Source organism: Streptomyces sudanensis (assembly GCF_023614315.1).
GTDB classification, from domain to species: Bacteria; Actinomycetota; Actinomycetes; order Streptomycetales; family Streptomycetaceae; genus Streptomyces; species Streptomyces sudanensis.
Genome location: NZ_CP095474.1, coordinates 2,211,592 through 2,215,048 on the forward strand (window position 1 = coordinate 2,211,592; position 3,457 = coordinate 2,215,048).

Consider the following 3,457-nt stretch of genomic DNA (forward strand, 5'->3'; position numbering starts at 1 on the left):
GGGGGCGCACCGCCCCCGTCCGGCGGGGGCGGCGGCTCCTGCGGGTGCTTGCGGAACGGATCGCCTTCGGGGGGCGGACCGGACGTCGGCGGTTCGTTGCTCATGGGGGCAGTGCATCCCGCCCCGCCGGTACCCGCATCCGGTCGTGTGCCGTTCGGGGGACGGCGTCAGCGCCCCGCCACGAACGTGCCGGCCGCCTTGTCGTGCCAGCACTGCCGCCACGGCCGGTCGAACAGGCACCACGCCACGTTGAGCACGCCGATCCCGGTCAGGCCGAGCACCGCGTACACCAGCCAGCGGCGCAGCGCCGCCCCGAACGACGGCGGCTCGTGCGACTCGATGCCCCGCACCTCGGTCCCGCACAGCTTCTTGCCGAGCGTACGGCCCCACCTGGCGGTCGGCAGCACCTCGTAGAGCACGCCGAGCACCAACAGGATGCCGAGCGCGATCCCGAACTGGACGGAGGTGGTGCCGTCCACCAGCCACACCCGGACCGTCTCGCCGGACCGTTCCGCCTGCTCGATCTTGCCGCGGATGTGGTCGACGGCGTTCAGCACGAACGGCGCGCCCGCCGCCCCGGCGAGCGCGCCGAGCACCAGGCCGTCGACGAGGCGCGCGGCGAGCCTCCGGCCGAGCCCGGCCGGCCGCGCGGCGGCGCGCTCCTGGGCGGCGCGCAGGAACGGGTCGCTGACCGGCGGCTTCCACGGGACGACCGGCTGCCCGGCGGCGTCGTCCCCCGGCAGGGCGGGGCCGGGCTGGGGCTGTACGTGACCGGGCTGGGGCTGTGCGGTACCGGGCTGGGGCTGTGCGGTACCGGGCTGGGGCTGTGCGGTACCGGGCTGGGGCCGGGCCAGCCGGTGGACCTGCTGCGCCCAGGAGAGGTCGCCGCCGTCGACGGCGGCGGCGGGCGCCGCGGGGGCGGCGGCCTGCGGCGGGACCCGGTGCGCGGGGGCCGGCTGCGGCCGGACGGCCGGGGTCGGGACGTACGCCTGCGGCTGCGACTGCGGGCCGTGGGGCTGGTGGCCCTGCGACTGCGGACCCTGGGGCTGGGAGTGCGGGCCGTACGGGACCGGGGCGTCCGGCGTGCGGGGCGCCCCCGGCCCGGACGCCCGCACGGCCATCGCGTCCCCGGGACCGCTCCCCGGCCCGGATTCCGCCCTCCCCGCGCCCGGCGGCACGCCGCCGGGCGGGTCGGCGGTGGCCGGCACCCGGGGGTCCGGCCGGCCGGCCGCACCCCACGGGACGCCCCGGCCGTCGCCGGGGCCCTGCCCGGGGGCGGCGTCGGACCGCCACGCGGACGCCGGTCCGGTTCCCGCCCCGTGCGCGGGGGTGCCGGGACCGGACTCGGACGCCATGTCGGGGTCCTCGTCCAGGAAGACCGGCCCGGTCTCCTCGACGGCCGGGACCCTGGAGGGCGCGGCGGGGACCGGCGGCACCGGCGCCGCCTCGCCCTCCGCGGGCGCCGGGCGACTCGTACCGGGCACCCAGGCGGCACCGCTCCAGTACCGGATGTAGCCGGGGATGGAGGGGTCCGGGTAGTAGCCGGCTTCGGGGCTGCCGTCGCCGGTGGCCGGGGTTGGGGCGCTCATCACCGTGGTCCCGTATCTCCTCGAGGGCCTCACTTCAGGGCACCACATCTACCAGACGGCCGGACGCCCCCGGGCCGCTCCGGCACAGAGGCCCCCCATTCGGTCACCCTTTCGTCACCCTCGGTGATCCATGCCCATCGGGCGGCCCCGACGAGAGGGGGAGGCCGGCCCCCTCCTCGCGAGCGGACCGGCGGGAGGGGGCGCGGACCGGCGGGAGGAGACCGCGNGGGCCGCNGNNNCGCCNNNNGNCNGCGGNNNCCGGNGCGGCCGCGCACGTCGGCGCCGCGGGCCGTACGCGCGGCCGCACCGGGGGCCGCAGGCAAGGGGCGTGACGATGCGTCAGAAAAGCTTGCCGGGGTTGAGGAGGCCCAGCGGGTCGAAGAGCTGTTTGATGCCGCGTTGCAGTTCGAGTCCCACGGGGCCGAGTTCGCGGGCGAGCCACTCCTTCTTGAGGACCCCGACGCCGTGTTCGCCGGTGATGGTGCCGCCCAGTTCCAGGCCGAGGGCCATGATGGCGTCGAACGACGCGCGGGCGCGCCGGGACTCGTTCGGATCGGTGTGGTCGAAGCACACGACGGGGTGGGTGTTGCCGTCACCCGCGTGGGCGCAGACGCCGATGGTCAGGCCGTGCGCGTCGGCGATGGCGGCCGTGCCGTCGAGCATCTCGGCGAGCCGGGAGCGGGGCACGCACACGTCGTCGATCAGCAGGGCGCTGGAGACCGCCTCCAGGGCGGGCAGGGACATCCTGCGCGCCTGGAGGAGCAGTTCGGACTCGGCGGCGTCGTCGGCGGGGACCACCGCGGTGGCGCCGGCCTCCTCGCACAGCTTCCCCACGGCGGCCAGGTCGGCGGCGGGGTCCGGGGTGTCGAACGCGGCCAGCAGCAGCGCGGCGGTGGTGTCGGGCAGGCCCATGCGGCCGAGCCGGTTGACCGCCCGGACGGTGGTGCGGTCCATCAGTTCGAGCAGGGACGGGGTGTGGCCCCGCTCCATGACGGCGCAGACGGCGGCGCACGCGTCGGCGGTGGACGCGAACTCCGCGGCCAGGACGAGCCGGGCGGGCGGCTTGGGCCTGAGGGCGAGCACGGCGCGCACGACGACGCCGAGGGTGCCCTCGGAGCCGACGAACAACCGGGTCAGGTCGTATCCGGCGACGCCCTTGGCGGTGCGGCGGCCGGTGGACAGCAGCCGCCCGTCGGCGAGGACGACGTCCAGGCCGAGGACGTACTCGGCGGTGACCCCGTACTTGACGCAGCACAGGCCGCCGGAGGCGGTCCCGATGTTGCCGCCGATGGTGCACGTCTCCCAGCTCGACGGGTCGGGCGGGTAGTGCAGGCCGTACTCGGCGGCGGCGCGGGACAGCGCGGCGTTGACGACGCCCGGTTCGACGACGGCGGTCCGGTCAACCGGGCTGATGCCGAGGATGCGGTCCATTTTGACCAGGGACAGCACGATGCAGCCGTCGACGGCGTTGGCCGCCCCCGACAGGCCGGTGCGGGCGCCCTGCGGGACGACGGGGACGCGCAGCGCGGTGGCCGTGCGCATCACGTGCCGCACCTCCTCCACCGTGCGGGGCAGCACGACGACGGCGGGGGTCCCGGCGGGGCAGAAGCCCGCCATGTCGCCGGCGTAGGAGGGCGTCACGTCCGGGTCGGTGATCAGGGCCTCGGCGGGGAGGCCGGCGCGCAGTCGGCGCAGCAGGTCGTCCACCGTCCCAGCGTGGCACCCGGAACGGCCGGTGGGAACCGGGCGTGCGCCGGCCGTGGGCACCCGCGCCCGCGCGAGTGCCCGTGCGCACGACGGGCGGCGCNNNNGGGNGNGCGGCCTTCCCGGGCGGCCCCGGNNNTCCCGGGCGGACGGAGTCGCGGGTC

General features: G+C 77.4%; 2 protein-coding genes and 1 pseudogene. All 3 read right to left on the minus strand.

Annotation, left to right across the window (positions count from 1 at the left end):
* Positions 1-104, minus strand: a pseudogene (locus tag MW084_RS10225) (RDD family protein); the annotation flags it as partial.
* Between the two features lie 63 nt (positions 105-167).
* The gene (locus tag MW084_RS10230; RefSeq protein WP_010470131.1) at positions 168-1,589 is read right to left on the minus strand and encodes an RDD family protein; all 1,422 of its coding nucleotides are present in this window, start codon (positions 1,587-1,589) and stop codon (positions 168-170) included.
* Positions 1,590-1,928: 339 nt separating this feature from the next.
* On the minus strand, positions 1,929-3,296 hold the full coding sequence (locus tag MW084_RS10235) for an FAD-binding oxidoreductase (RefSeq protein ID WP_010470132.1): 1,368 nt from the start codon (positions 3,294-3,296) through the stop codon (positions 1,929-1,931).
* Between the last annotated feature and the right edge of the window lie 161 nt (positions 3,297-3,457).

Coding starts and splice junctions, on each gene's coding strand:
- MW084_RS10230 (WP_010470131.1), bottom strand. CDS start 1,589: ATGAGCGCCCCAACCCCGGCCACCGGCGACGGCAGCCCCGAAGCCGGC.